Source organism: Burkholderia sp. YHN3-13 (assembly GCF_055810675.1).
In genome coordinates this window covers 383,147-408,460 of record NZ_JBVVNQ010000001.1, presented here as the reverse complement: position 1 = coordinate 408,460, position 25,314 = coordinate 383,147, and the positions used below count along the sequence as shown (strand labels likewise).

Below are 25,314 nucleotides of genomic sequence, written 5' to 3'. Positions count from 1 at the left end.
TCCGGGGCGCGCGCAACGACGCGCACGCGGAACCGCGTCGGTCATCGGCGCATCAGCGTGCGAAGTCCGACGTGCTCTGGATGAATGTATTCAGCTTCGAGATGTTCACGCTGCCGAAGCCCGTCGTCGCGTCCCAGCCGGCCTTCGCCTTGTAGCCGTACGTGCCGCTGCCGTTGTTGCCGGACGTGACGTCGTGCAGCAACGCCGCGTTGGACGGGAAGTACTTGTAGATGCTCGACGCGGGGAAGCCGAGCGCATTGTTGTTGGCCGACTGCAGCCGCGCCCAGATGCCCGTGAAGATCGGCGCGGCGAGGCTCGTGCCGCCTTCGTTGTTCAGGTAGCCCGAGCCCCACAGCGTGTCGGAGGTCTGGCCGTTCACGACGAGAATCGCGCCGGTGCGCAGGTCGGCGTCGAAGCCGACGTCGGGCAGCGCGCGCTTGGTCGAGCCGGTCAGGGTCGACGACTGCCACGTAGGCGCGGCCTCGTACTTGCTGTACCCGCCGCCCGTCGACCACACCGTGCCCGGCTGCCAGCTCGGATCGTTCCAGACGATCTCGCTGTTGTACGCGTTGGTCGACGTATTCGTGAACAGCGTCGTGCCGCCTACGGCGATCACGTACGGCGACGTGGCCGGTTCGCTCACCGTGTAGGTCGAGCGCGACGGCGTGCCGCTCGCGCATTCGTACGCGCCGTGGTCGCCGGCCGACACGGAGAAGGTCTGCCCCTGCGCGACCGCCTGCTTGAAGATGGTGTCGTCGGTGGCCTGCGAGCCCGTGCTGTTGGCGGACGATTCGCACACGCCGAGCGACACGTTGATCACCTTCGCGACGTTGTCGGTCACGGCCTTGTTGTAGGCGGCGGTGATCGCAGTGAGCGTCATCGACGGCGCCACGTAGAACACGACCTGCTTCACGGCACCGCCTGCCGAGCCGACGATCGACTGGCTGTCGAGGTTCCATTCGACGGTGCCGTCGGTGTCGGTGTACGAACTGCCGGACGGGCCGGTCTTCACGATGGCGCTTGCGATCGTGCCGAGGCCGTTGTTCGCCGCGAACGTATTGAGGTCGCTCACCGTCTGCGACAGGTCGCCTTCGGAGATGACGCCGACGGTGGTTTGCGACGCGTTCGGCACGCCGTCGCCGCCGTAGATCGACGAGAACTCGGTCGGGTTGTGCGGCACCGCCGACGCGCCGGCCGGAATCGTCAGGTTGCTGGTGTTGCCTTGCGGCTTGCTGCCCGCACCGGTATGCATCAGCTCGACGTTCTGCAGCCCGAGCACCGCACCCACGATGTTGCCGATCGCGTTCGGCACTTGCGCGGCATCGGTATTCGCATAGACGCTGCGGCCGTTGCGCGTGAAGCGCTTGAGTGTCGTGCGGAATGCGGACTTGACGGTCGCCGCGGTGCCGGACGCGGATACCAGCAGGCGGTTCGGCGCGACCACGATGTTCACGAAACCTTCCTTGCGCAGGTGCGCGACGACGGACGCGACCTGCTGGTCGGTCGGCGCATATTGCGCGGCGAACTGCGCCGGCGTGAGGAACTGCCTGTAGTGCGGCGAGCCGGGCGTATGCAGATCGCGCAGGTACTGGTCGAGTTGCGCCTCGTTGCGCAGGTTCAAGCCGAGCACGATGTCGACCGATTCGCCGGGCGCCATCTCGATGGCCGACGCGGCGGCGGCGGCCGTGCTCGCGGCGGGCGCGCCGGCGGTACCGGCTTCGCTCTGCTGCACGAGCGGCAGGAATCCCTTGGTGCGGGTTTCCGTCCAGCCTGCCGCCGGTGCGGCATGGGCGGTCGCCATGCCGAACGAAGCGAATGCCGCGGCGGCGAGTGCGAGCTTGACGATGCGAATGTGCTTGTGTTTCTTGTCTGCAACCTGATTCATTTGAATTACCCCTCCGGTTGAACATCGAACGGCACGAACAACAACGGTCGACAGCGGTGCGGATCGTGCACCGCCGCTTGCTGCCGCATGCGTGCGGATGGCACGGACGCGACAGGGCCTTTCACCCGATCCGGAGAGATGGGTTTGCTCCGGGGGCGAAATACGGAAAACGCGATAACGGGAGGGCTGCGTCGCGCTGCGAGGCAGCCGCGCCGGACTGGATGCAGGCGGGATTGCTAGAGCAACAGTTTCGTTGTCCTGCTCATTTGATTCGATCCTTCGGCCCGCTGCCGGATGACAGCCGTCCAATGAGATGCATCGGGATATTGCATGCGCCGGTGTGCGAGAAGATCAGCCGGCGGCGAGCACTGCGGTGCGGCGGAAGCGAAAAAACGTAGAGCGGAATCGATTGCGTGGTGAGCAATCCGTCAGATTGCTTGCATCGGAAGTTATCAAGAACGAAAGCGCAGTGTCAAACTTTTTTTGATTATATGAAACAAAATTAAACCGAATAAAGCGCAATGATTTTGAAAAGATCGACGGCATTTTGTAATGATCGAAGCCGAAAATAAAGGTAATGCCGGAATCGATTCGTCGATCATTTCCGATTCGTTTCGTAATGGCCGGTTGCTATCGAGGAAATGCTCGAATGGCCGGCGGGTGTCGCTGGAGGTCGAATTCGAGAACGGCATTGCCGCGGGGCGAGGCGAGATGGCGCAACTGCCCGCCGTGCGCCTGGACGATCGCGCGCGCGACGAACACGCCGAGCCCGGATTCGACGAATCGTCGCGAACCTTCGTCTTCGATCCGGACGACGGCGCCCGCGGCGCGATCTTCGACGAAGAGCTTCAGCGTGGCCGGCGCGGAATGGCACCGCATGTCGTCGAGCAGCGCGAGAACGGCCTGCCGGATGCGCGCGCCGTCGCAGGTCACGACGGTTGCGTCGGTCGTCAGGTCGATGACGAACCCCGCTTCACGAAACGCTTCGCGGACCGAATCGATGGCACCGGCGATTTCGCGGTCGAGCGCCGTCGAGCACAGGTCGAGCGTCAACCCCTCCGGCCGTTCGGCAACCTGAAGGTCGTCGACGAACCGGAACAGGTCGTCGACATGGTGAAGCAGCGCGTCGCTTGACGATGCGTCGGCTTCGTCGACGAGCCCCTTGATGGCTTCGAGCCGGGTTTCGAGTGCCCGGAGATGTTTCAGTTGATGGGTCATCGCATTGAAGTCCTCGATGAAGCGCGACAGGCCGGAGATGCAGCCGTCGCGGGAAATCGCACGCGCCGACCGGTCGCCGGCGGCGATGCGGGCGGTGTCGGCGGCCATCGCGTCGAGTGCCGCGAGCGTACGGCGCATCTGCCGGAACAGGTCGAACGCGGCGGCCAGCAGGCACACGAACAGCACCGTCGCGAGCATCAGGTAAGTGGACGCGCTGCCGATCATCGTGCCGGCCGCTGCATCGTGCGGAAATGCCGCCGGGTGACGTGACGCGTAAAGCAGGAAGGCAACGGTGCAGGCGGTCAGCACGGCGACGATTGCGCCCAGGCCGATCGCCTGTCCGATTTGCCGGCCGGGCTTCGCCGGCAACGTCACTGCAGGCCCCGCAGCCGGTAGCCGACACCGCGCATCACTTCGGGCATGCCCGGTGCGCCGGCCTGTTCGAGCTTCTTGCGCAGCCGGCAGATGTGGCTGTCGACCGTGCGCTCCAGCGCGCTCGCGTCGGCCATGCACGCATCGAGCAGTTCGCCGCGCGTGAACACGCGGCTCGGCGATCGCGCCATGTGAGCGAGCAGCCGGAATTCCGTCAGCGTCAGCGTGATCGGTATCTCGGCGGAATCCGTCCGCACGCGGGCCAGATAGCTGTCGGTGTCGATCTCCAGGTCGCCGACGCGCAACATGAGTGCCGCCGGTGGCGCGGCCGACCGGCGCAGGATCGCGCGCAGCCGCGCGACGACTTCGGCCGGGTTGAACGGCTTGACGATGTAGTCGTCCGCGCCGGCGTGCAGCGCCTGCAGCCGGTCGAGGTCGCGGTCGAACGCGGTGAGGACGACGACGGGCGTGTTGCCGCGCCGCCGCAGCTCGGTGAGCACGTTCCAGCCGTTTTCCCGCGGCATCTTCACGTCGAGCAGGATCAGGTCGGGCTTCAGGTGCGGCTGTACGTCGAGCACCGCTTGCCCGTCGGCGACGCGGTAGGTGCGAAAGCCGTCGTGCGTCAGGTATGCATCGAGGATGTCGGAGATATCGGGTTCGTCTTCTGCAATCAGTATCAGGGAATTCGTCATGGGGTTCGCCGTGCGATGTCGAACAATCGGGGCAGCCCGTTGCCGGGCCGGATCGCGCCGTTCCGTCCCGCTGCCGCGCGGGATGGAGCGGCGCCGTTCGTTCAGTTCTGCACCACGCTCGCCGACGGTGCGACGTCCTTGTCCGTCAGGCCGCCGCCGAGCGCCTTGTACAGTGCAACGGCGTTGCCGAGCTCGCTGCGACGCAGGTCGAGCAGCGCCTGCCGTGCCGAGTAGAGCTGCCGCTGCGAATCGAGCAATTCCAGCCGCCCCTCGACACCCGCGCGATAGCGCAGGTTCGACAGGTCGGTGCGGCGCTCGGCCGAGCCGACCACGCGCGTCTGCGCGTCGATCTGCCGTCCGAAGGTCTCGCGCCCGGCGATACCGTCGGCTACTTCGCGGAACGCGGTCTGGATCGAGCGTTCGTACTCGGCGACGGCACTCGACTTGCGCACTTCCGCGAGACGCAGCTCGGCGCGCAGGCGCCCGCCCTGGAAGATCGGCACCGTGACCTGCGGCGCGAAGCTCCACGTGCGTTGTCCGCCGTCGAACAGGCCGCCCATCGCCGGGCTGAGGAAGCCGATCGACGACGTCAGCGACAGGCGCGGGAAGAACGCTGCGCGTGCGGCGCCGATATCGGCATTGGCGGCGACGAGATTCTGTTCGGCTTGCTGGATATCAGGACGACGGAACAGCAGTTCGGACGGCAGCCCGGCCGGCAGTTGCGTCATCACCGGTTGCTGCTGAAGCGGCACCGGCTCCGGCAGATCCTTCGGCAAATCGGTGCCGACCAGCAGGCGCAATGCGTTGCGTGCCTGCTCGACGGCGCGCGTGCGCGCTTCGAGATCGGCCGTGGCGCTCGCGACCTGGCCTTCGGCCTGTGCGATGTCGACGCCGCTCGCCTGATGCGCATCCTTCAGGCGGCGCGCGAGGTCGAGCGACTGTCGCCAGTCGGCGAGGGTGCGCTCGGACAACTGGCGTTGCTCCTGCGCGAGGCGTTCCGCGAAGTACGCGTCCGCGACGCCGCCGACCAGCGAGATCTGCACCGCGCGGCGGCCATGATCGGTTGCGAGGTAGCGCGCAAACGCCGCATCCGACTGCGACTTCACGCGACCGAACAGGTCGATCTCGAACGCGCTGATGCCGACGTTCACGCCGTACTGGTTCTGCGTCGTGCCGAACAGCGGCGGACTCGACTGCGTGTCGTCCGACGTACGCTGGCGCGTGAAGCTCGCGCCGGCGCCGATCGACGGCAGGCGCGCGGAGCGCTGGACGCCGTACTGCGCTTCGGCGGCCTCGACGTTCAGCGCCGCGACGCGCAGGTCGCGGTTGTTCTCGAGCGCGAGCTCGATCAGGCGCTGCAGGCGGCGATCGCCGAACATCGTGCGCCAGCCGAGATCGGCGGCGTTGGCCTGGAGGTCGGCGGCCGCGGCGGCCGTGTAGGCCGTCGGCACCGGCATCGAGGGCTTGACCAGCGTCGGCGCGAGCGAGCAGGCCGACAGGGCGAGGACGAGAGGGAGAATGAGCAATCGCATGGCATCAACCTTCCTGTCCGTGAGTCGGGGCGGCCGGCTGCTTGCGGGAAGCCCGCCATGCGCCGATGCGCTCCTGGATGCTCGTCACGAACACAAAGAAAACAGGGACGAAGAAAATGGCCAGCACCGTGGCGGTCACCATGCCGCCGAACACACCGGTACCGATCGCGTGCTGCGTTTCGGCGCTGGCGCCGGTCGCGATCATCAGCGGCACGACACCGAGGCCGAACGCGAGCGAGGTCATCAGGATCGGGCGCAGGCGCAGCTTCGACGCCTGCACGGCCGCTTCGACGAGCCCCTTGCCTTCCTCGCGCAGCTGCTTCGCGAATTCGACGATCAGGATGGCGTTCTTCGCGGACAAGCCGATCACGGTGATCATCCCGACCTTGAAGAACACGTCGTTCGGCAGGCCGCGCAGCAGCACCGCCCCGATCGCGCCGATCAGGCCGAGCGGCACCACCAGCATCACCGACAGCGGGATCGACCAGCTTTCGTACAGCGCGGCGAGCACGAGGAACACGACGATCATCGACAGCACCATCAGCATCGGCGCCTGCGACGCCGACTGGCTTTCCTGCAGCGATTGGCCGGTCCACTCGACCGCGAAGCCCGGCGGCAGTTGCGCGGCGAGACGCTCCATCTCGGCCATGGCCGCGCCGCTCGACTGGCCCGGTGCGGCGTTGCCCGAGATCCGCGCGGACGGGTAGCCCTTGAAGCGCACCATCTGCAGCGGCGTCTCGGCCCATACCGGGCGAACCACTTCGGACAGCGGCACCATGCCGCCGGCCGCGTTGCGCACGTACAGCTTCATCACGTTGTCGATCTGCATGCGCGCCGGCGCGTCGGCCTGGATGATCACCTGCTGCATGCGGCCCGCGTTCGGGAAGTCGTTCACGTAGGTCGAACCCATCGCGGTCGACAGCGTGTCGCTGAGCGTCGTGAACGACACGCCGAGCGCTTGCGCCTTCGCACGGTCGATTTCGAGGCGGATGCTCGTGCCGGCAGGAAGGCTGTCCGGGTACACGCCCGCCACGACCTTGCTTTGCGCGGCGAGTTCGAGCAGCTTGACTTCCGCCGCCTTGAGCGCCGCCGCGCCCTGGTTGGCACGGTCTTCCAGACGCATCGAGAAGCCGGAGCTGTTGCCGAGTTCGTCGATCGCCGGCGGCAGCAGGCTCATCACCGTGCCTTCGGTCACGCCGGCCATCGCTTGCTGCGCGAGCATGCCTTCCTCGAGGGTCGACGCGCCGCCCCGGTTCTTCCAGTCCTTCATCACGGACCAGTTGATCGCCGCGTTCGGACCTTGCCCCGAGAAGCCGTAGCCGATCACGGAAATGCTCGACTGGATTGCCGGACGCGAGGCAAGATGCTTCTCCAGCGTCTCGACCACGTCGTGCGTACGTTCGGCGGTAGCGTCCGCGGGCAGCAGAAAGCTGGTGATGAAGTAACCCTGGTCCTCGTCCGGCAGGAACGACGACGGCAGGCTGCGGAAGCCGAACACCAGGGCGCCGGAGATCGCGACGAACACCAGCATCACCCGGCCCGTGCGGCCGACCAGGCGGCCGACGCGCGTCTCGTACCATTTCGTCAGGCGATCGAAGCGGCGGTTGAACCAGCCGAAGAAGCCGCGCTTCTCGTGATGGCCCGGTTCGAGCGGCTTGAGCATCGTCGCGCACAGGGCCGGCGTGAGCGTCAGCGCCAGCAGCGCCGAGAACAGGATCGACACGGCCATCGACATCGTGAACTGCTGGTAGATCACGCCGACCGAGCCGCTCGCCATCGCCATCGGCAGGAACACCGCGGTCAGCACCAGCGTGACGCCGATGATCGCGCCGGTGATTTCCTTCATCGCCTTCGAGGTCGCGTCCTTCGGCGACAGTCCTTCCTCGGCCATCAGGCGCTCGACGTTCTCGACGACGACGATCGCATCGTCGACGATGATGCCGATCGCGAGCACCATGCCGAACATCGTCAGCACGTTGATCGAGAAGCCGGTCATCAGCATCACCGTGAACGTGCCGAGCATCGCGACCGGCGCGACGATGGCCGGAATCAGCGTATAGCGCACGTTCTGCAGGAACAGGTACATCACGAGGAACACGAGCACCATCGCTTCGAGCAGCGTGTGCAGCACCTTCTCGATCGAGATCTTCACGAACGGCGACGTGTCGAGCGGAATCGAGTAGGTCATGCCGGACGGCATCGACTTGCTCAGTTCGGCCATGCGCGCACGGATCGCGTCCGCGGTCTTCACCGCGTTGGCGCCCGGTGCGAGCTGCACGCCGGCGAGGGTGGCCGGCTTGTTGTTCTCGCGGCTCACGAACGTGTAGTTCTGCGAGCCGAGTTCGATGCGTGCGACGTCGCCGAGCACGACTTTCGAGCCGTCCGCGTTCGCGCGCAGCACGACCTTCGCGAACTCCTCCGGCGTCGTGAGCTGGCCCTGCGCGATGAGCGGCACGGTCACGCGCTGGCCCGGCAGCGCGGGCAGCGCACCGAGGCTGCCCGGCGCGATCTGCACGTTCTGCTGGCCGATCGCGGTCGTCAGGTCGCTCATCGACAGGCCGAAATTGATCAGCTTCTGCGGATCGACCCAGATGCGCATCGCGCGTTCGGAGCCGAACTGCAGCACCCGCCCGACGCCGTCGATTCGCCGCAGTTCCTCGGACACGCTGCGCGCCATGTAGTCGGCGAGCGCTCCTTCGTCGAAGCGGCCGTTGTCGGAGCGCAGGCCGATCAGCATCAGGAAGCCGGACGACGCCGATTCGACGATCAGCCCGTTCTGGCGCACGGCCGCCGGCAGGCGCGGCTCGACCGACTTGATCTTGTTCTGCACGTCGACCTGCGCCATCTCCGGGTTGGTACCGGGCTTGAACGTCACGGTGATCTGCGCGGAGCCGGACGTATCGGCCGACGATTCGAAGTAGAGCAGGTTCCTGACGCCGGACAGTTCGCGTTCGATGAGGCTCAGCACGCCGTCGTTCATCGTCTGGGGCGTGGCGCCCGGGTAGTTCGCGGTGATCGTGACGGACGGCGGCGCGACCGACGGGTAGCGCGCGACCGGCAGTTGCGGGATCGCGATCAGCCCCGTCAGGATGATGAAGAGCGCGATCACCCACGCGAACACCGGGCGTCGGATAAAGAATTCAGCCATGACTGGTGGCTCCTCGTGACTCAGTGCGCGGACGCGGTGGTGGCCGCGTCGGGCGACTTCCAGTCGGTCGCGGCGGCCGGCGCGCCGTCGATCAGGCGTTCCATGCCTTCGACGACGATCTTCTGGCCGGCCTGCAGGCCCGACTTGATGCGGTAGCTGCGGTTCGTCAGCTCGCCGACCTCGACGGCCTTCAGATGCGCGGTGCCCTTCGCGTCGAGCACCCACACCTGCGGCTTGCCGCCCGCGCGCACGACCGCCTGTTGCGGCACCATCACCGCGCTGGCGTAGTGCGCGCGCGGAATGCGGGCACGCACGTACATGCCCGGCAGCAGCTGGCGTTTCGGGTTGTCGACCAGCACGCGCAGCAGCACGTCGCCGGTGCCCGGATCGACGTTGACGCCCGAGAACAGCATGCGTCCCTTCACGTCGAAGCGCGTGTCGTCGTCGCGCAGCACGTCGACCGGCAGGCCGTTGCCCGTCGCGCCCGGCTGCGCGGCAAGCGCGCCGCGCAGCGATTCGAGCGACGCGGCCGGCTGGCGCACGTCGACGTAGACCTGGTCGATCTGCTGGATGCGCGCCATCGGCTGGCTGTCGGTGCTCGACACCAGCGCGCCTTCGGTCACGAGCGCCTGGTCGATGCGGCCGGCGATCGGCGCCTCCACGGCGGCGAATTTCAGGTCGAGCTGGCGGCGCGCGAGCGTCGCGCGGGCCTGCGCGACGTCGGCGGCGGCCTGGTCGCGTTGCGACACGGCGTCGTCGTACACCTGGCGGCTGATCGCATCGGCCTCGACGAGCGGCTTGAAGCGCGCGGTCTGCACCTTCGCGCGTTCGAGCGCGGCCTGCGCGCGCTGCAGCGACGCGGCGGCCGTGTCCATGTCGGCCTTGAACGGCGCCGGATTGATCTGGAACAGCGGCTGGCCCGCGCGCACCTCGGTGCCTTGTTCGAACAGCCGGCGCTGGACGATGCCGCTGACCTGCGGGCGGATCTCGGCGATCCGCACGGCCGCGACGCGGCCCGGCAGGTCTTCGCTCACGTCGAGGGGCGCGGCCGCGAGCGTCATCGCCGCAACCGGGATGGCCGGTGCGGCGGCCTGCTGATCGGCGGGTCCGCACCCCGCCAGTACTGCCGCCGCCAGCGCGCATACCGCGCTGTAGCAGCATCGTTTCTGATTCTTCATGGCGACTCCAGGAAATGCAGGCAGTCCATTGCCTGCTTTGACGGAGCGGAGTGTGCGTGGATTAGTTGGCGTCTTTTATGCGGAAAGATGGAGATTCGATGGAGCCGGCGAAAGGAACCGAAAAGAGGGGGCGTGCGTCGCGACGGTCGAACGAATGGGGGCGGGGCGGTATCCTGCGTGCGGTGGTGCCGGCAATCCGCACGTTGACGCAGTCAACGAGGAGCGATCGCAGCCTGGCGAGCTACGCTGGCCGTCAGCCGAAAGACACGGCAGTCTGACGGCCAGTCGGACGCCGCGGTGTTCGGGCTCGATGCGCGCGATGGCTTGCGCCGGTTCGTGAACACCGAACCGGCGGGGGCGCTGGGCGAATGGAGTGGCGAGGAGGTGCGGCTGCACCGGCTCGCGACGACAAGGCTGCCGCGCCCACGGCGGCTGGATGTCGCGCAGGCGGCGGGGCGCGAGCGGATGCTGCTGAATGCGGTGCGCGGCGACAACCTCGAACTGGCGCGACTCGCGCCGGCCGCGAAGATGACGATCGTTATCGACGTGTTGAAAGGCCGCGCACGAATCGCTCCTCCTATCCGTGCGCTATCCATATTTCGTAGTACTCCTGCTGTTTTTACACGAATTCTCGCATTTGCTACGCATTCCCCGCGTCAGTCGCGATCCCGCCAGGCATTGGCGAAACGAAGGCCGTCGCCGAGCGTGCACTGGAACACCTGGGCCGGCGCGACGGGCTGGTACGTCGTGGGCGAAAGCGAGCGCACCGTTACCGTCGCGCTTTCGTCCTGCATCACGCGATACTGGATCAGCTCGAGCACCGTCGCGCCGCTCGGCTGGACGGTCAGGTGCTGGTTGGCGAACGCGAGCGTATTGCCGCCGACTTCCATGAAATCGCGTATCGCGAAACCGCCTGATACGGTGGGTACGGGTGCCCGGGTTGCGGCTTGCTGCGCGTTCCGGCACTGGTTCGGCGAGAAGATCGCGGTGACCGTCACGCCCGCGAAGAGCCGCGTGCGCAACTGGCGATACGCATTGGCGCTGTCCGGTTGGGTGCCCGCGGCCGTTGCCGCGAGGCTGGTTGCCGCGCCGGCGGCAACAAGAACAATGGCGAAGCGACTCAGCATTTTCCTGTCTCCGTGCGATGAAACCAACGGCACCATAGCACGGAGCGTTCGCATTGATCAGACGTTGACGCGTAGTCGCGCTACGGTCTGGCACCGGCTTTACGCAGCGCATCCGCGGCATCGGTGTTGTCGTGCGTCAGCGCGAGCTGCAGCAGCGACTGGCCGCGCCGGTCGACATGGTTCGGATTCGCGCCGTGCGCGACGAGCAGCGGAATCAGTTCGAAGCGATTGAACAGCGTCGCGAACCCCAGTGCGGTTTCGCCGGCGCCGTTCGTCTGGTCGATCGGACAGCGCGTGTCGATCAGGCGGCGGGCGATGTCGGGTTCGTTCTTGAAGAGCGCACCCATCAGCGCCGTATTGCCGTGTCGATCGCCGATGCACGCGTTGGCGCCGGCCGACAATAGGTAGTCGAGTGCGGCGGGCTGGCCGTCGTACGACGCGAGTATCACGGCCGTAAAGCCGCGGCTGTCGGTGGTGTCGACGGGATACCCGGCGTCGTGCAACGCGCGCAGGATGTCGACGCGGCCGACGCGGGCGGCGTCGAACCAGTCGCCGTCGTAGCGGCGCAGTGCGGCGGGATCGGCCTTGCCGTACGCCGGCCGGTCGGGCAGGTGCGCGCAGCCGGCGATCGCGGCCAGCGCCAGCGCCGTCGCCGCCACGCGAGCCGCATGGATGAAGCGTGTTGATCGCATGAGGATGTCCTGATGAAGAAGTCGGGCCGGCGTGCGCGGCACCACCGCGCACGCCAGGCTGCGACCGGCGTCGCGCGATCAGTTGTCGCTCAGTTTCGCCGCAAGCGACTGCACCTGCTGAACGTTCGCGTGAACGGCCTGCGCGAGCCGCGTGCCGTAGTCGGCATCGGCCTTGTAGAAGTACGACAGCATCGCGTACTGGTTATGCGCGTTCTTCACCTGGCCGAGATCGCCGGACAGCGCGGTGACGAGGTCGTCCTTGTCCTGCTGCGACAGGCTGCGGTAGTACTCGCCGGCTTGACGGAACAACAGCTTCTTGTGGATCGCTTCCTGTTGCGTCGTGCCGCTGAGCGGCGTGCGGACCGACTTGTACTGCGGATCCTGCGCAAGCTCGTTCAGCGTCGACGGCTCGTAGTTCACCTCGCCCTTGCGATCGCCGAAGTTCATCTTGCCGTCCTGGTTGTTGTTGACCACCGGCACGACGGGGCGGTTGATCGGCAGGTCCATGTAGTTCGCGCCGAGGCGGTACATCTGCGTGTCGGCATACGCGAACAGGCGATCCTGCAGCATCCGGTCTTCGGACGGCTCGATGCCCGGCACGAGCCGCGACGGCGCGAACGCCGATTCCTCGGTTGACTGGAAGTAGTTGTCGGGCACGCGATTGAGCGTCATCGTGCCGATCTTGCGTTCAGGTACGCCGGTCCACACCTTCGTATCGTCCAGCGCGTCGAAGTCGAAGCGGTTCAGGTCCTTCGGCGTGAGCACCTGCACGTACAGATCCCACTTCGGGAAATCGCCTTGCTTCAGCGCGCCGTACAGGTCGTTCGTCATCATGTTCCAGTCGTGCCCGATCGACGCGGCGATCTCTTGCGGACGCAGGCCGTGCACGCCTTGCTGGCTCTTCCAGTGGAACTTCACGTAGTGCACGTCGCCCTGCGCATTGACGAACTTGAACGCGTGCACCGCGAAGCCGTCCATGCGACGGTACGAGTCGGGCATCCCGGCATCCGAGTACAGCATCGTCAGCATGTGGGTCGCTTCGGGGGTGTGCGCGAAGAAGTCGAACGCGAGGTTCGGGTCCTGCACGCCGGTCACGGCGCTCGGCTTGTTCGCGTGAACGAAGTCGGGGAACTTGATGCCGTCGCGAATGAAGAACACGGGCCAGTTGATGCCGACCATGTCCCAGTTGCCCTGCTGCGTATAGAACTTCACCGCGAAGCCGCGCGGATCGCGTGCCTGTTCGGGCGAGCCGCGATAACCCATCACGGTCGAGAAGCGCACGAACACCGGCGTGCGGGTGCCGGGCGTGAAGACTTTCGCTTTCGTCAGGTCGGAGATGTCGGCGCTCGGCACGAACTCGCCGAATGCCCCGGTGCCGCGCGCATGCACGACGCGTTCCGGAATGCGCTCGCGATCGAAGCGCTGCAGTTTCTCGATGAGCGCGGAGTCCTGCAGCAGCACGGGGCCGGCGGGGCCGGCCGTCTGCGAATTCTGGTTGTCGCCGACGGGCGCGCCCGTGTCGCGCGTGAGTTCGGCGGCATACGGGGAAGCGGAGAGGGCAACGCAGATCGCGGCGACTGCGTGCCGCAGCGCACGATGAGAGGATGAGGACATGACGATGGAACTCCTTGAATCCGATCGGTGGTGGGGAAGCCGACTGAATTAGAAGATATCGTCAGATGATTGGCTAATTGATATTCGATATGTTTTCGATAGCCGCGGTGTCGAAGCGGCGCGGGCCCGCTCGTTGCGGACGAACCGAACCGGTATTGTTGCGCGCGCAATGGGTTGTTGCGGCGCGCGTGATGCGGCGACCGTGCGTCACGCGCGCCGGCGCCGTCACCCTGCGTTTGCCTGCCAGCCGAGCCCAAGGCTCTTCTGCACCGACACGTAGTCCTTGATCAGTTCGGCTTGCCCGGCAATCACGTTCTGCTGCGCGGACAGCGCTTCGCGTTGCGTATCGAGCAGGTCGATCATCGACGCGACGCCCGCACGATAGCGCTCGTCCATCAGCGAGCGCGAATGCACGGCCGATGTCTGCACCTTCGTCAAGGCGACGACGTGCTCGCGCTGGTGTCCATAGCGCTGCAATGCGGTGTTGGCATCCTGTAATGCGCCGAGCACGGTCTTCTGATAATTCGCTTCCGCTTCGTCGCGCGACGCTTCGGCTGCCCGTACCGCGCCGCGCGTGCGACCGAAGTCGAGGATGTTCCATTGCAGGTACGGCGCACCGACCCACGTGAAATTCTGCTTGCGGAACAGGTGCCCCGGGTCCGCCGCGCTGAAGCCGAGATCGCCGAGCAGCGTCACCTTCGGGAAATAGTCGGCCACATGCTCGCCGATCTGCGCATTGCTCGACGCGAGCCGGCGCTCGGCCGCGCGAATGTCGGGGCGTTGCTTGAGCAGCGTGGCCGGATCGCCGATCGCGACGTTGCCGGGCAGCGTCGGCAGCGGCACATCCGCGCTCGACAGCGCGGCATCGAGCGCGCCGGGCGCGCGGCCCGTCAGGATCGCGAGCCGATCGAGCGACTCCGTCACCTGCGCGTCGAGCGGGATCAGCGACGCGCGCGTGTTCTCGACCTGCGTCGTCAGGCGTTCGATGTCCGCATCGGCCGCGACGCCGCGCGCGCGGCGCTGCTGCGTGAGTTCGAGCATCTTCTGCTGCAACCCGGCGGTTTGCCGCGACAGCGCAAGCCGCTGCTGCTGGTCGCGCAGGTCGACGTACGCATTGGCGACTTCGGCTGCGATCGACACCTGTGTATCGGCGAGGTCCGCATCCACTGCTTCGGCCTGTGCGGACGCGGCTTCGACCGCGCGGCGCGTACCGCCGAACAGGTCGATTTCCCAGGTTGCGTCGAAGCCCGCCGAATAGAGCTGCAGCGGGCCCGAGCCGCCCAGCGACGGCGACGTGCCGCCCGACGGGTTCGAGCCGTTCGACGGCAGCAGCGAACCGAGCGCGCTGATATCGGGTTCGCGCATGCGGACGGCCGCGGCGGTGGCCGACGCTTTCGGCAACTGGGCCGCACGCTGTTGCGAGAGCTGTGCACGCGATGCACGCAAGCGTGCCTGGGCCGCGTGCAGATCGGGGTTGAAGACGAGCGCGGCGGTGATCAGCTCGTCGAGCTGGCGGTCGTTCAGCGCGCGCCACCACGCGCTCGGGGCGGGCGCGGCGGTGTCGACGCCGGCGGCGGGCGCACGCACGAACGTCGGCGCATCGGGGGCGGCGGGTGCGCCGCGATAGTCGGGGCCGACCGTGCAGCCGGCGAGCAGGCACGCGGCCGCGCACAGCGTGAGTGCGGGGCGGCGGGGCGGGAAGAAGGGTTTCATCGCGTAAGACGGTTCAATGGCCGGACGACATCGGTTGCGGCCCGCGCGGCGTTCTCAGCAGCAGCGCGAGCGGCACGCAGGCGAGCAGCGCGAGGCCCAGCAGATAAAAGGTTTCGGAGTAGGTCATCACGACGGCCTGGATCTGGATCTGCTGCGCCAGTTGTCCGAGCGCGCGCAGGTTCGAATACGCGAGGTCGCCGGTGTGCGAGAACCAGTTGGCCGCATAGGCGGACAGCCGGTCCTGCCCGATCAGCGAGTTGGCGGTCACCGATTCGCGGAGCATGGCTGTATGGTAGGTCGTACGCCGGTCGATCACGGTGCCGATGATCGCGAGGCCGATCGAACCGCCGAGGTTGCGCGCCATGTTGTAGAGCCCGGCCGCGTCGCCCGAGTCCTCGCGCGCGACGGCCGCCATCGATGCCTGGTTGAGCGGCATCATCGCGAGCATCTGCGCGACGCCGCGGATCAGTTGCGACCACACGAAGTCGTGGCCGACGCTTTGCGCGGTCAGGCTGATGTCGAGCATGCAGCTCAGGCAGAACAGCAGCAGCCCCGAGATCACGAGGATGCGGAAATCGACCTTGCCGAGCAGGCGCGGCAGGATCGGCATCACGAGAAAGGCCGGCAGCCCCGACAGCAGCATGATCGCGCCGGCCTGTTCCGCGTTGTAGCCGGCGACGATCGCGAGGAACTGCGGCAGCAGGTAGGACACCCCGTACAGCCCGGCGCCGACCGCGGACACGATCACGATCACGCTCGCGTAGCGCGGGTTGCGCATCAGCGACAGCCGCACGATCGGCCGTGTCGCGAAGCGTTGCGACAGCGCGATCAGGATCATCCCGGCCAACGACACGATGCTCAGCGTGACGATCATCTGCGATTCGAACCAGCGTTCGCGCTGGCCTTCCTCGAGCACGACGGTGAGCGAGCTCAGGCCGATCGCGAGGCCGAAGATGCCGAGCCAGTCCGCGTTGAAGAACGCGCTCCAGTGCGGGCGGTCCGACGGCAGTCCGAACACCAGCAGCGCCATCAGCAGCAGGCACACGGGCAGGTTCAGGAAGAAGCACCAGCTCCAGCTCACGTTTTCCGCGAGCCAGCCGCCGAGCACCGGGCCGAACAACGGCCCGAGCAGCACGATCAGGCCGAACAGCGTCATCCCGACCGGCAGTTGCGACAGCGGCAGCCGCGTGCGGATGATCGTCTGCGCGGTCGGGATCAGCGCGCCGCCCGTGAAGCCCTGGCCGATCCGGCCGGCGATCATCATCGGCAGCGAGTGCGACCAGCCGCACATCATCGAGAACGCGATGAACAGCGCGGAGTTCGTCAGCAGGAAATTGCGCAGCCCGAACACGCGCGTGAGCCACGCGGCGAGCGGGATCATCACGATCTCCGACATCAGGTAGCCGGTCGAGATCCAGGTGCCTTCGGTGCCGGTCGCGCCGATTTCGCCCTGGATCTGCGGCAACGCGGAGTTCGTGATCGAAATGTCGAGCGTGGCCATCAGCGCGCCGAGCGCGCCGGCCGCGACCGCGATCCAGTCGGTGACGCTTGCGCGGCCTTCGTGCGGCGGCGCGGGCATCGTGGCGGACGTATCAGCCATGGCGCTGCTCGTCGCGGGCCGAACGCGTGTCGACGTCGACCGTGACCGACAGCCCCGGCAGCAGCATGCGCTGCGCGCGGGCGTTCGAGTCCAGGCGGATGCGCACCGGCACGCGCTGGACGATCTTCGTGAAGTTGCCGGTCGCGTTTTCCGGCGGCAGCAGCGCGAACTGCGCGCCGGTGCCGGGCGCGAAGCTGTCGACGACGCCGGACAACGTGCCGTCCGGCAATGCGTCGACATGCAGCGACACGGGCTGGCCGATGCGCATGTTGCCGATCTGCGTTTCCTTGAAGTTCGCGACGAGATAGATCGAGTCGACCGGCACGACGGTCAGCAGCCGCGTGCCGGGCTGCACGTACTGGCCGACGCGTACCGTGCGATCGCCGACGCGGCCGGCGAGCGTGCTGCGCACGATCGTGTTGTCGAGATCGAGCTGCGATTGCGCGGCGCTGGCCTGCGCGGCCTCGAGCTGCGCGCGCGCCTGCTGGAGTTGCGCGGTGAACGACGCGATCTGCGTGCGCGCGGCAGCGATCGACGCGGTGTTCGCGGCCAGCGTCGCGGCGGCCTGGTCGCGTGTGCTCTTCAGGTCGGCGACGCGTTCGTGCGTTTCGGCGCCGGTTGCCGCGAGCGGCGCATAGCGCGTGTATTCGTCGCTGGCGTGCTGGGCATTGATGCGGGACACCTTCGCCTGCGCGTCGGCCTGTTCGAGATTCGCACGCTGCTGGCTGATGTCGGCTTCGGCGCGCGCGATGTCCGCACGGCGGGCGTCGACGGTGGCCAGCGCCTGCGCGAGCGCGACCTGGTACTGGCGGACATCGAGCCGCACGAGCGGATCGCCGGCCTTCACGGCCTGGTTGTCGCGCACGTAGACGTCGGTCACGTAGCCCGCGACTTTCGGCGCGGCGGTCATGCTGTCCGCCTGCAGGTACGCATCGTTGGTGCTTTCGATGAAGCGGCCGACCGTCCACCAGCGGCCGAGCCAGACGGCGCCGCCGATGGCGGCGAGCACGGCGACGGCGAGCAGGATGCGCCGCTTCGATCCGCCGTTTCCGTTGCGCGGCGTTGTTCCGTTTTCCTGACGATCTGCTTTTTGTGGCGGGTGCTGGGGCGGGTCTTGCGGCGTCGACATGCGGGATCCAATTTATTCCAAGTGGAAGAATTATTCCAGTTGATAAAATTGTGTCAAGTAGAATATCGATCGATCGAACGACGAGGAAGGCATGAACGAAGCGAAGAAGCTGCGCCGCACGTCGGCAGGCGGCTACGCGCGCGGGGACGAAACGCGGCAGCGGATCATCGAGGCAGCAATCGAACTGTTCGGCGAACGCGGGTTCGCGGGCGCGTCGACGCGCGAGATCGCCGCGATGGCGGGCGTGAACGCGCCGGCGCTGCAGTACTACTTCGAGAACAAGGAAGGCGTGTACCGCGCGTGCGTGGAGACGATCGCGGAGACCGGCTGGCAGGTGTTCGCGCCCGCGGTCGGCCATGCATGGGCGATGCTCGATGCGCACGCGGAGATCGACGTGCTGATCGATGCGTTCATCGGGTTGCTGCGCGCCCTGTCGGACCGGATGTTCACCGCGCCGAAGACGATGAATCAGCGCATGTTCTTTGCGCGCGAGCAGGGCGGCCAGGAGCCGGCGAGCGCGAGCGAAATCCTGATGTCGCGCATGCGCAAGCCGCTGAACGACGTGAGCGCCGCGCTGATCGGCCGCATTTCGGGGCGGCCGGCCGACGATCCCGTCACGCGGTTGCGCGCGCTGAGCCTGTTCGGGCAGCTCACGGTATTCCACATCGCGCAGCGTTCGGCGCTGCAGTTGCTCGAGTGGGACGCGTTCGAGGGCGAGCGTGCGGCGCTGCTGATCGAGACGATCGCAGACCAGACGCGCGTGCTGCTCGAGCAATGGCATGTGCAGCGCGACGCGCCGGCGGCCGGCCCGGAAGGCGCCGCGAAGCGCGCGCCGGGTGCCGCCGCGTCGAAACGCGCGGCGAAACCGGGAACGGCACGCCCTGCGGCGAAAAAGACGGCGCGCGTGAAGAAACCCGCCGCGCGTTGAGCGCGGCGCGTCACACGCGTTGAGCGATCAACCCGGCTTGCGCCCCCCGTTGCCGGGCGACGGCGGCCGGGGCGGCGTGTCGGGCGCGGTGATGTCGTCGATGGCGTGGTCGCCTTCATCGCTGCCGGCAGGCCGCGTTCCGTCCGCATAGGCAACCAGGCTGCGCTGCGGATTGGCGATCTGGATCCCGCGCTCGCGGAAGGTCTCCGCGATCCGCCGGTTGAATTCGCGCTGCACGCTCCAGCGCGCCGAGTCCGTGCACTGCATCTGTCCGGCCAGCGCGAGCGCCGCACCGTCGACCTGGTCGATACCCCAGTAGCTGAAGTCCGACAGGATGCCGTCGCGATACGTCGGATCGTCGCGCAACGCGGCGCCGATTTCCTTCAGCGTCGCGATCGCGCGATCGATGTCCTCGCCGTACGCGATGCTGACCTTGACGGCCGCGTTGCCGAGCCCGCGATTCGTATTGTTGACGGTCGTCACGGAGCTGAACGGGATCGTATACAGCGACCCGTCGCCCGCGCGCAGCCGCACGGTGCGGATCGACAGGTATTCGACCGTGCCTGACACGCCGGCGAGCGTGACCCAGTCGCCGACCTGCATCGCGTTTTCCATCAGCAGGAAGATCCCGGTGATGAAATCCTGCACGAGCTTTTGCGAACCGAAGCCGAGCGCGACGCCGAAGATGCTCGCCCCGGCCAGCAGCGGGCCGATGTTCACGCCGAGTTCGCTGAGGCCCGTCAGCACGACGACGAGCGCGATCATCACGAACAGCAGCGAGCGCAGCATCGGCAGCAGCGTGCGCAGCCGTGCCGCCCGCACCAGATTGCCTTCGCGCGTCCAGCGCTGCAGGCGGCGCTCGATCGCGATGTTCGCGGCTTCCCAGACGACGAGCGCGACGATCGCCGCGATCGCGATCGTCACCAGCGCCGACGCGAGGCGGTGGCCGATGGTGCCCGTTCCGAACGCGCGGAAGACCGGCACGCCCCAGATCTGCAGCAACAGCACGAGGGTCACGACGCCGATCGCGCCCGATACGATCTGGCGCAGCAGCGGGTAATAGCGGTACGCGTGCAGATGGACGAGCGTGCGGTCCTCGTCGCGGCGTTGGAACAGCCGCGCGAGCGCGCCGAACACGACGATCGACACCATCCGCATGCCGATCATCACGGCGATCGAGCGGCCGCCGAGCGTGATCAGCACGCGGTAGCCGTTGTGGACGTCGAGCGCCCACACGAACCACAGTGCCATCACGACGAAGACCGACACGGGGGCCCAGGCGTCCGCGAGCGCATTGGCGACCACGGCGAAGGTCGGGCGGTCGGCGCCGGCCGTGCGGATCCTTGCTGCGACCGGCCGGCGGCACTGCAGGATCAGCACCGAGATCATCACGTGCCCGGCGAGCGCGACGGCTTTCAGCAGCGCGACGTGGCCGGCTTCGCTGAGGCCGAAGCTTGCGGCGATCTCGACCGCGGCCGTGCAGGCGCCGACCACGATCACGATCCGCGCGATCGAGCGCTGCGCGAAATCGGCCCATGCGTCGCTGATATGCAGCAGCCGCAGCTGTCGCGCGTCGGGCTGGAAGAACAGCCGGCTGACGATCGTGACGAGCCGGCAGATCACGTAGGTGTCGATCAGCGCTTCGAGCGCGGATTCGATCGGCGCGCCCGTATCGCCGAGCAGCGACATCGCCAGGCTCGCGACGCCGACGAACACGAGCAGCGGCACCGCGCGCAGCCCCAGGCTGACGAGCGCGCGCGGCATCCGGTGCAGCAGCGTGGTGTGACGCCGCGCATCGCCTTGACCGTGGGATGAAGGCGGCGCGGCTTCGGCAGCGTCGGTGGCATCGGGTGGGTCGGATGAGTCCGGCGGTGCGTCGTCGTCGGGCGGGACGGAATCGGGCGCGGCGGTACGCGATGGGCCGGCGCGCCGCGCCGCGACCGCAGCCAGCGCACGCCGCAGCAACCGCCTCGCGAGCCATTCGACGAAGAGCGCGGGCACGAGCACTGCGAGGATGGTCCAGGCCGCGTGCGTGAGCTCGGCGCGCGCGTCGGCGCGCACCAGCCTGTCATGCCACCAGTTGCCGACCGAGCCGACATCGAGCAGCGAGTGCAACGATTCGTTCAGCGCGCCGCCGATTTCGGTGGTCCAGTGCGCCCCCTGGCGAACGAGCATCGACGCGAGCCCGTTCGACGTGAGCGCGGTCGGGACTGCGGCGGCCGATGCGCTGCTCGCCGCGGCCGCATTGCTGGCGGCGGCCGCGGGCGCACTCAGTACGCCGACGGCTGCGATCGCGCGCAGCGTCGTTTCGACCTGCGCGCGATCGCGGGGGTTTTCGAGCACATTGAGTGCCTGCTGGGCCTGTTGCGGCGTCAGCGCGGGCGCGGTGCCGGAAGCGGCCGAAGCGGCGGCCGAAGCGGCGGCCGGAGCGGGGGCGGCCGCATGGGCGGCCGACACGACGGCGGCAAGCAGCCAGCCGAGGAGGAAATGTCGCATGGAGTGGGCATGCGGGTGCGCATCGGGGCGCGGCCCGCCGGGCTGAACGATGGACGGAAGTTAACATGATCGCGGCCGGACGCGAATAGTTCCGTCGACGACGATTCGAATCGGGCATCCCCAAGGCGGCGCGGGCGTTTGCAGTGCGCTCGCGCAGGCAAATCTCCGGTGCCGGCTCCAGATGGTCCGGCAATCGGGCGGGCACGGCTTGCCGAATCGCAAGATGCCTGTCACGCCCGTTTGCCGTCGGGCACGGGCAATCCCCTGCCACGTGCGCATTCGCCCGATCATGTGCGACGCATCGGATAAATTCGGTTTCCTGATGAATCAGGCATGTTCGTCGTGCAAGACCGGCAGCACGTGTTCGGCGATTTCCTCGATGACCTCGCGCACGGGTCGGTCCGATCCCGGGTTCAGCGTGACATGATGCGTGCCCGCCGCACGCATGTCCTGCAGGATGTCGACCAGCGCACGGCGCCCGGTTGCGTAGCCGAGCGACAGCGCGGTGGCCGGCGCATCGGGGTCCGCGGCGAGGTCGAGCCGCATCGACACGCCGAACGCGCGAAATTCCGGCGCGGGAAGCCGGTCGACCGCCGCGCGCCACATCGAATGGCGGGCGCGCTGCGTGTCCGGATCGCGGTGGTACGTCATCCAGCCGATCGCGTGTCGCGCGATCCAGTCGACGCTTTGTCCGCCCGAGCCGACCGCGAGCATCGGCACCGCATCGTCGCCGCTCGGCAGCAGCGTGAATTCGGGGGCGTCGGGCGGCGCCTGGTCGGGCAGCACGCGTGACGGTATGCCCAGCGCGGCCGCGACGACCTCCCAGTGTGCGCGGTAGCGGTCGCGACGCGTTTCCGCGTCGATGCCGAACGCCGCGTATTCGGGCGGCCGGTCGCCGGAGCCGAGCCCGAGGATGAAACGTCCGCCCGACAGCGTCGCGACCGACAGCGCGCCTTTCGCGATGTGCAGCGGATGTCGCAGCGGCAGTACGATCGCGCCGCTTGCCAGTGCGATCCGCCGCGTGCGCGATGCCAGTGCACCGAGCAGCACCCACGGGTCGAGATGGCCGACCGGGTCCGGGTAGTCGGCGCTGTTCAACGGCACGTCGCGAATCCACAGTGCGCGAAAGCCGAGTGTATCGGCCAGCTCGGCGAGTTCGAGCTGCTCGTTGAAGTCGGCGACGATACGGCCGCTGCGGAGCAGCGGCAGCGTGAGGCCGATCGATAACCGTCCGTCCGAAAAGACGCGACGAGCGACGTCGGGGCGGGCAGGGGCGGGCGTGGTCATGGCGGATCCTCGAGGGCGATGCAAAAGCGGACGCGCGGCGTTCCGTGTCCGAATGCTAGCGTGTTTGCGCAACGCGCGAGCCGTGCGACATGCGCCGTCCCCGGCGCTACGCGATTCGCAGCGTCACGCCGTGCCGAGCGAGGCCGGGGCGCGACGATGGTAGGACGATTGTCCGCGGCGCGCGGACGCAACGCGCCGGTCCCCGCCCGGGTGCCCGCTGCAGCGCGACCACGCGCAAGGCCGGCCATCGCCCCGTGCCGGCGGGCGTTTCAGTTTCGAAACGTTCGCGCTTCCTGACGGTGCGCGATCCTTTCGGACCGCCTTGCAGGTGCCCGCGCGGCCTTGCCGCGCGAAGCATGGTGCGCTCCTTGCATATCTGTAGGGGCCGTGAGTGTGATCGCGGGGGCGTAGTCGGCCCGGCGATCGCTTCAGTAGGTCGGACGCATCGGAGACGGGGACAAGAGAATGAAAAGAGACCGAATCGCAACGTGGCGTGTTGCAAACATGAATCGCCGACCTGCCAGGGTATTCGCTTCGCCGTTACGTGCGGCGACGTGAGCGCGCGGCTTTCCGTTCCATCCGAGCAATCGGGTTCGTTCTGAACGACGACGTGCACGCGGGATGCACGAGGCCGACCGGCGACGGTCGGCCGTCGGGGATGAGCCCCGAATGCATGCGGATGGCACCGGCCTGGATCCCGGACCGTCATGCCGTCGCGCAACGCGAGTCGTCGCGTGGCGGATGCGTTCGCGCGCCGCGCGTTGCGGCGTGGCGGACCTGACCCGGACCGCACGGAAGCGCCGGTGGCGCGACGCGGCGCAGCATCGTGGAACACGCGTAGTCCAGGGGAAGCGTTCGCCGGTGGCTGCATGGCGGACGTCGCAACTTTGTGCTGTCAGTTGATCCACTACCCCGATGGATCAATTGTTGAAGCGCCCATCGCCGAGCGGCGAATGGGCGTCTTTTTTTGTGCGCCGGTTTTGCCCCCGGGGCCGCCGGCTGGATCGGGCGGCGTTATGTATCATGTGTTGGCGCGCGGGCCGCTCGTGCGGTCGCACGGCCGGCCCCCGCGCCCGATCACGCGTTGCCAACATGAACGACACAGCCTTGCACGACTCCTCAACCGCCGGCGTCGACCCGGCCGCGCTCGATGCGCTGCACGCGTTCGTCGAGCGGCATCCGCGCCTGCTCGTGCTGACCGGCGCGGGCATCAGCACCGATTCCGGCATTCCCGGCTATCGCGACCGCAATGGCCAGTGGATGCGCTCGCCGCCGATCCAGCTTCACGAATTCCTCGGTTCCGATGCCGCGCGGCGGCGTTACTGGGCGCGCAGCATGATCGGCTGGCCCGTCGTCGGCCGCGCGCAACCGAACGGGTCGCACGCCGCGCTGGCGCGGCTCGGCGGCGCGGGCCGGATCGAGCGCCTCGTCACGCAGAACGTCGACGGCCTGCATCAGCGCGCGGGCAGCGACGACGTGATCGAACTGCACGGCGGGATCCACGGCGTGACCTGTCTCGAATGCGGCGCACACCATGCGCGTGCGACGATCCAGACGGTGCTCGAGGCCGACAATCCCGACCTGCTGGGCGCGCAGGCCGAGCCGGCCGCGGACGGCGACGCGCACCTCGAATGGGCCGCGCTCGACACGTTCCGGGTGCCGGCCTGTCCCGCATGCGGCGGCTTGCTGAAGCCGGCGGTCGTATTCTTCGGCGAGAACGTGCCGCGCGAACGCGTGGCGCTGGCGTCGCAGGCGCTCGACGCGGCCGATGCGCTGCTCGTCGTCGGTTCGTCGCTGATGGTGTATTCCGGCTACCGCTTCTGCGTGTGGGCGCAGGCGCAGCACAAGCCGGTCGCCGCGCTCAATCTCGGCCATACGCGCGCCGATCCGATCCTCACGCTGAAGGTCGAGGCGCGTTGCGCGCCGGCGCTCGACGCACTGACGGCCCGTCTGGGGCTTGGCGGCAACCCCGTGGAGCATGCATCGTGACCGGCGCCCCGTCTTCGCCCGATCCCGCCGCGCGGTTGCTGGCGCCCGCGGTCGAACGCAACCGCGGGCCGATCCTCGACGTATTGCGCCGCGTGCTGCCGGCGAGCGGCAGCGTGCTCGAAATCGCGAGCGGCACCGGCCAGCATGTCGTCCACTTCGCACAGGCGTTGCCGGGCCTGCGCTGGCAGCCGAGCGACCCCGACGAACAGGCGCGGCACTCGATCGCCGCGTGGATCGCGCATGCGGGCCTCGCGAACGTCGCCGGGCCGCTGGCGTTCGACGTGCGCGAGGCATCGTGGCCGGTCGCGATGCTCGACGCGATCGTCTGCATCAACATGATTCACATTTCTCCGTGGGCCTGCACGGAAGCGCTGTTCGCGGGCGCGGCGCGGCTGCTGCGGCCGGGCGGCGTGCTGTTCCTGTACGGTCCGTACCGCCGCGAAGGCCGGCACACGGCGCCGTCGAACGAGGCATTCGACCTGCAGCTGCGCAGCCGCGACCCGTCGTGGGGCGTGCGCGATCTCGAGACCGTCGTCGCGCTCGGCCTCGATCGCGGGCTCGACTGTATCGAGGTCGTCGAGATGCCGGCGAACAACCTGAGCGTCGTGTTCCGGCGGTTGCCGCACGCGGAGCAATGACACGCCGGCGCGCATCGACGCCGGGTTTCCACTATCCTTTCGCCTGTGCGCGCGGCCCGGTTCGGGTCGCGCCCCG

Annotated in this window: 17 protein-coding genes; 3 read left to right on the top strand and 14 right to left on the bottom strand. The window is 67.8% G+C overall.

The genetic code is table 11. The annotated features are described in order from the left end of the window. Nucleotides 1–52: 52 nt before the first annotated feature. The 12 genes from AC0KUR_RS01735 to AC0KUR_RS01680 form a co-directional block, all read right to left on the bottom strand. The gene (locus AC0KUR_RS01735; protein ID WP_034185753.1) at nucleotides 53–1,885 is read right to left on the bottom strand and encodes a S53 family peptidase; all 1,833 of its coding nucleotides are present in this window, start codon (nucleotides 1,883–1,885) and stop codon (nucleotides 53–55) included. A 630-nt stretch (nucleotides 1,886–2,515) separates the two neighbouring features. Next, entirely contained in the window at nucleotides 2,516–3,478 is a 963-nt protein-coding gene (locus AC0KUR_RS01730) for a sensor histidine kinase (RefSeq protein ID WP_473375257.1), read from the bottom strand. Next, nucleotides 3,475–4,167, bottom strand: a complete 693-nt coding sequence (locus AC0KUR_RS01725) for a response regulator (protein WP_473375256.1) — start codon at nucleotides 4,165–4,167, stop codon at nucleotides 3,475–3,477. The genes AC0KUR_RS01730 and AC0KUR_RS01725 overlap by 4 nt, the downstream gene beginning before the upstream one ends. 101 nt (nucleotides 4,168–4,268) lie before the next feature. Then, the gene (locus AC0KUR_RS01720; protein ID WP_473375255.1) at nucleotides 4,269–5,699 is read right to left on the bottom strand and encodes an efflux transporter outer membrane subunit; all 1,431 of its coding nucleotides are present in this window, start codon (nucleotides 5,697–5,699) and stop codon (nucleotides 4,269–4,271) included. 4 nt (nucleotides 5,700–5,703) lie between these two features. Beyond that, nucleotides 5,704–8,847, bottom strand: coding sequence for an efflux RND transporter permease subunit (locus tag AC0KUR_RS01715; protein ID WP_124668832.1), 3,144 nt, complete (start codon nucleotides 8,845–8,847; stop codon nucleotides 5,704–5,706). 20 nt (nucleotides 8,848–8,867) lie between these two features. Next, nucleotides 8,868–10,025, bottom strand: a complete 1,158-nt coding sequence (locus AC0KUR_RS01710) for an efflux RND transporter periplasmic adaptor subunit (RefSeq protein ID WP_473375254.1) — start codon at nucleotides 10,023–10,025, stop codon at nucleotides 8,868–8,870. 656 nt (nucleotides 10,026–10,681) lie between these two features. After that, a complete protein-coding gene (locus AC0KUR_RS01705; protein ID WP_473375253.1) occupies nucleotides 10,682–11,152 on the bottom strand; it encodes a VirK family protein in 471 nt (156 codons plus the stop codon). An 80-nt stretch (nucleotides 11,153–11,232) separates the two neighbouring features. After that, the gene (locus AC0KUR_RS01700; RefSeq protein ID WP_226251857.1) at nucleotides 11,233–11,844 is read right to left on the bottom strand and encodes an ankyrin repeat domain-containing protein; all 612 of its coding nucleotides are present in this window, start codon (nucleotides 11,842–11,844) and stop codon (nucleotides 11,233–11,235) included. Between the two features lie 78 nt (nucleotides 11,845–11,922). Next, nucleotides 11,923–13,458, bottom strand: a complete 1,536-nt coding sequence (locus AC0KUR_RS01695; RefSeq protein WP_200086679.1) for a catalase — start codon at nucleotides 13,456–13,458, stop codon at nucleotides 11,923–11,925. Between the two features lie 225 nt (nucleotides 13,459–13,683). Continuing rightward, nucleotides 13,684–15,171, bottom strand: coding sequence for an efflux transporter outer membrane subunit (locus AC0KUR_RS01690; RefSeq protein WP_473375252.1), 1,488 nt, complete (start codon nucleotides 15,169–15,171; stop codon nucleotides 13,684–13,686). Nucleotides 15,172–15,184: 13 nt separating this feature from the next. Then, entirely contained in the window at nucleotides 15,185–16,771 is a 1,587-nt protein-coding gene (locus AC0KUR_RS01685; protein ID WP_034185762.1) for an MDR family MFS transporter, read from the bottom strand. Continuing rightward, nucleotides 16,764–17,900, bottom strand: coding sequence for an HlyD family secretion protein (locus AC0KUR_RS01680; RefSeq protein ID WP_034185763.1), 1,137 nt, complete (start codon nucleotides 17,898–17,900; stop codon nucleotides 16,764–16,766). Before AC0KUR_RS01680 ends, AC0KUR_RS01685 begins: the two co-directional genes overlap by 8 nt. Nucleotides 17,901–17,991: 91 nt before the next feature. Here AC0KUR_RS01680 and AC0KUR_RS01675 point away from each other — a divergent pair, with 91 nt between their 5' ends. Next, complete coding sequence (locus AC0KUR_RS01675; protein ID WP_034185764.1) at nucleotides 17,992–18,828, top strand: CerR family C-terminal domain-containing protein; 837 nt, start codon at nucleotides 17,992–17,994, stop codon at nucleotides 18,826–18,828. A 27-nt stretch (nucleotides 18,829–18,855) separates the two neighbouring features. On the opposite strand, the gene AC0KUR_RS01670 is transcribed toward AC0KUR_RS01675, so the two are convergent. Next, entirely contained in the window at nucleotides 18,856–21,324 is a 2,469-nt protein-coding gene (locus AC0KUR_RS01670) for a mechanosensitive ion channel family protein (protein ID WP_473375251.1), read from the bottom strand. A gap of 327 nt (nucleotides 21,325–21,651) precedes the next feature. Continuing rightward, nucleotides 21,652–22,611, bottom strand: a complete 960-nt coding sequence (locus tag AC0KUR_RS01665) for an LLM class oxidoreductase (protein WP_473375250.1) — start codon at nucleotides 22,609–22,611, stop codon at nucleotides 21,652–21,654. 1,092 nt (nucleotides 22,612–23,703) lie between these two features. Between AC0KUR_RS01665 and AC0KUR_RS01660 the strand changes: the two genes are divergently transcribed. Together AC0KUR_RS01660 and AC0KUR_RS01655 are read left to right on the top strand one after the other, a co-directional pair. Beyond that, nucleotides 23,704–24,600, top strand: a complete 897-nt coding sequence (locus tag AC0KUR_RS01660) for an NAD-dependent protein deacetylase (protein WP_069705019.1) — start codon at nucleotides 23,704–23,706, stop codon at nucleotides 24,598–24,600. After that, nucleotides 24,597–25,238 (top strand): DUF938 domain-containing protein, encoded by a 642-nt coding sequence (locus AC0KUR_RS01655; protein ID WP_473375249.1) that lies wholly within the window; start codon nucleotides 24,597–24,599, stop codon nucleotides 25,236–25,238. The genes AC0KUR_RS01660 and AC0KUR_RS01655 overlap by 4 nt, the downstream gene beginning before the upstream one ends. Nucleotides 25,239–25,314 lie beyond the last annotated feature (76 nt).

Bases quoted from the DNA above. Each gene is read 5' to 3' on its own strand.
- AC0KUR_RS01735 (WP_034185753.1), bottom strand. From the start codon at position 1,885: ATGAATCAGGTTGCAGACAAGAAACACAAGCACATTCGCATCGTCAAG.
- AC0KUR_RS01725 (WP_473375256.1), bottom strand. From the start codon at position 4,167: ATGACGAATTCCCTGATACTGATTGCAGAAGACGAACCCGATATCTCC.
- AC0KUR_RS01720 (WP_473375255.1), bottom strand. From the start codon at position 5,699: ATGCGATTGCTCATTCTCCCTCTCGTCCTCGCCCTGTCGGCCTGCTCG.
- AC0KUR_RS01715 (WP_124668832.1), bottom strand. From the start codon at position 8,847: ATGGCTGAATTCTTTATCCGACGCCCGGTGTTCGCGTGGGTGATCGCG.
- AC0KUR_RS01710 (WP_473375254.1), bottom strand. From the start codon at position 10,025: ATGAAGAATCAGAAACGATGCTGCTACAGCGCGGTATGCGCGCTGGCG.
- AC0KUR_RS01705 (WP_473375253.1), bottom strand. From the start codon at position 11,152: ATGCTGAGTCGCTTCGCCATTGTTCTTGTTGCCGCCGGCGCGGCAACC.
- AC0KUR_RS01700 (WP_226251857.1), bottom strand. From the start codon at position 11,844: ATGCGATCAACACGCTTCATCCATGCGGCTCGCGTGGCGGCGACGGCG.
- AC0KUR_RS01695 (WP_200086679.1), bottom strand. From the start codon at position 13,458: ATGTCCTCATCCTCTCATCGTGCGCTGCGGCACGCAGTCGCCGCGATC.
- AC0KUR_RS01690 (WP_473375252.1), bottom strand. From the start codon at position 15,171: ATGAAACCCTTCTTCCCGCCCCGCCGCCCCGCACTCACGCTGTGCGCG.
- AC0KUR_RS01685 (WP_034185762.1), bottom strand. From the start codon at position 16,771: ATGGCTGATACGTCCGCCACGATGCCCGCGCCGCCGCACGAAGGCCGC.
- AC0KUR_RS01680 (WP_034185763.1), bottom strand. From the start codon at position 17,900: ATGTCGACGCCGCAAGACCCGCCCCAGCACCCGCCACAAAAAGCAGAT.
- AC0KUR_RS01675 (WP_034185764.1), top strand. From the start codon at position 17,992: ATGAACGAAGCGAAGAAGCTGCGCCGCACGTCGGCAGGCGGCTACGCG.
- AC0KUR_RS01670 (WP_473375251.1), bottom strand. From the start codon at position 21,324: ATGCGACATTTCCTCCTCGGCTGGCTGCTTGCCGCCGTCGTGTCGGCC.
- AC0KUR_RS01665 (WP_473375250.1), bottom strand. From the start codon at position 22,611: ATGACCACGCCCGCCCCTGCCCGCCCCGACGTCGCTCGTCGCGTCTTT.
- AC0KUR_RS01660 (WP_069705019.1), top strand. From the start codon at position 23,704: ATGAACGACACAGCCTTGCACGACTCCTCAACCGCCGGCGTCGACCCG.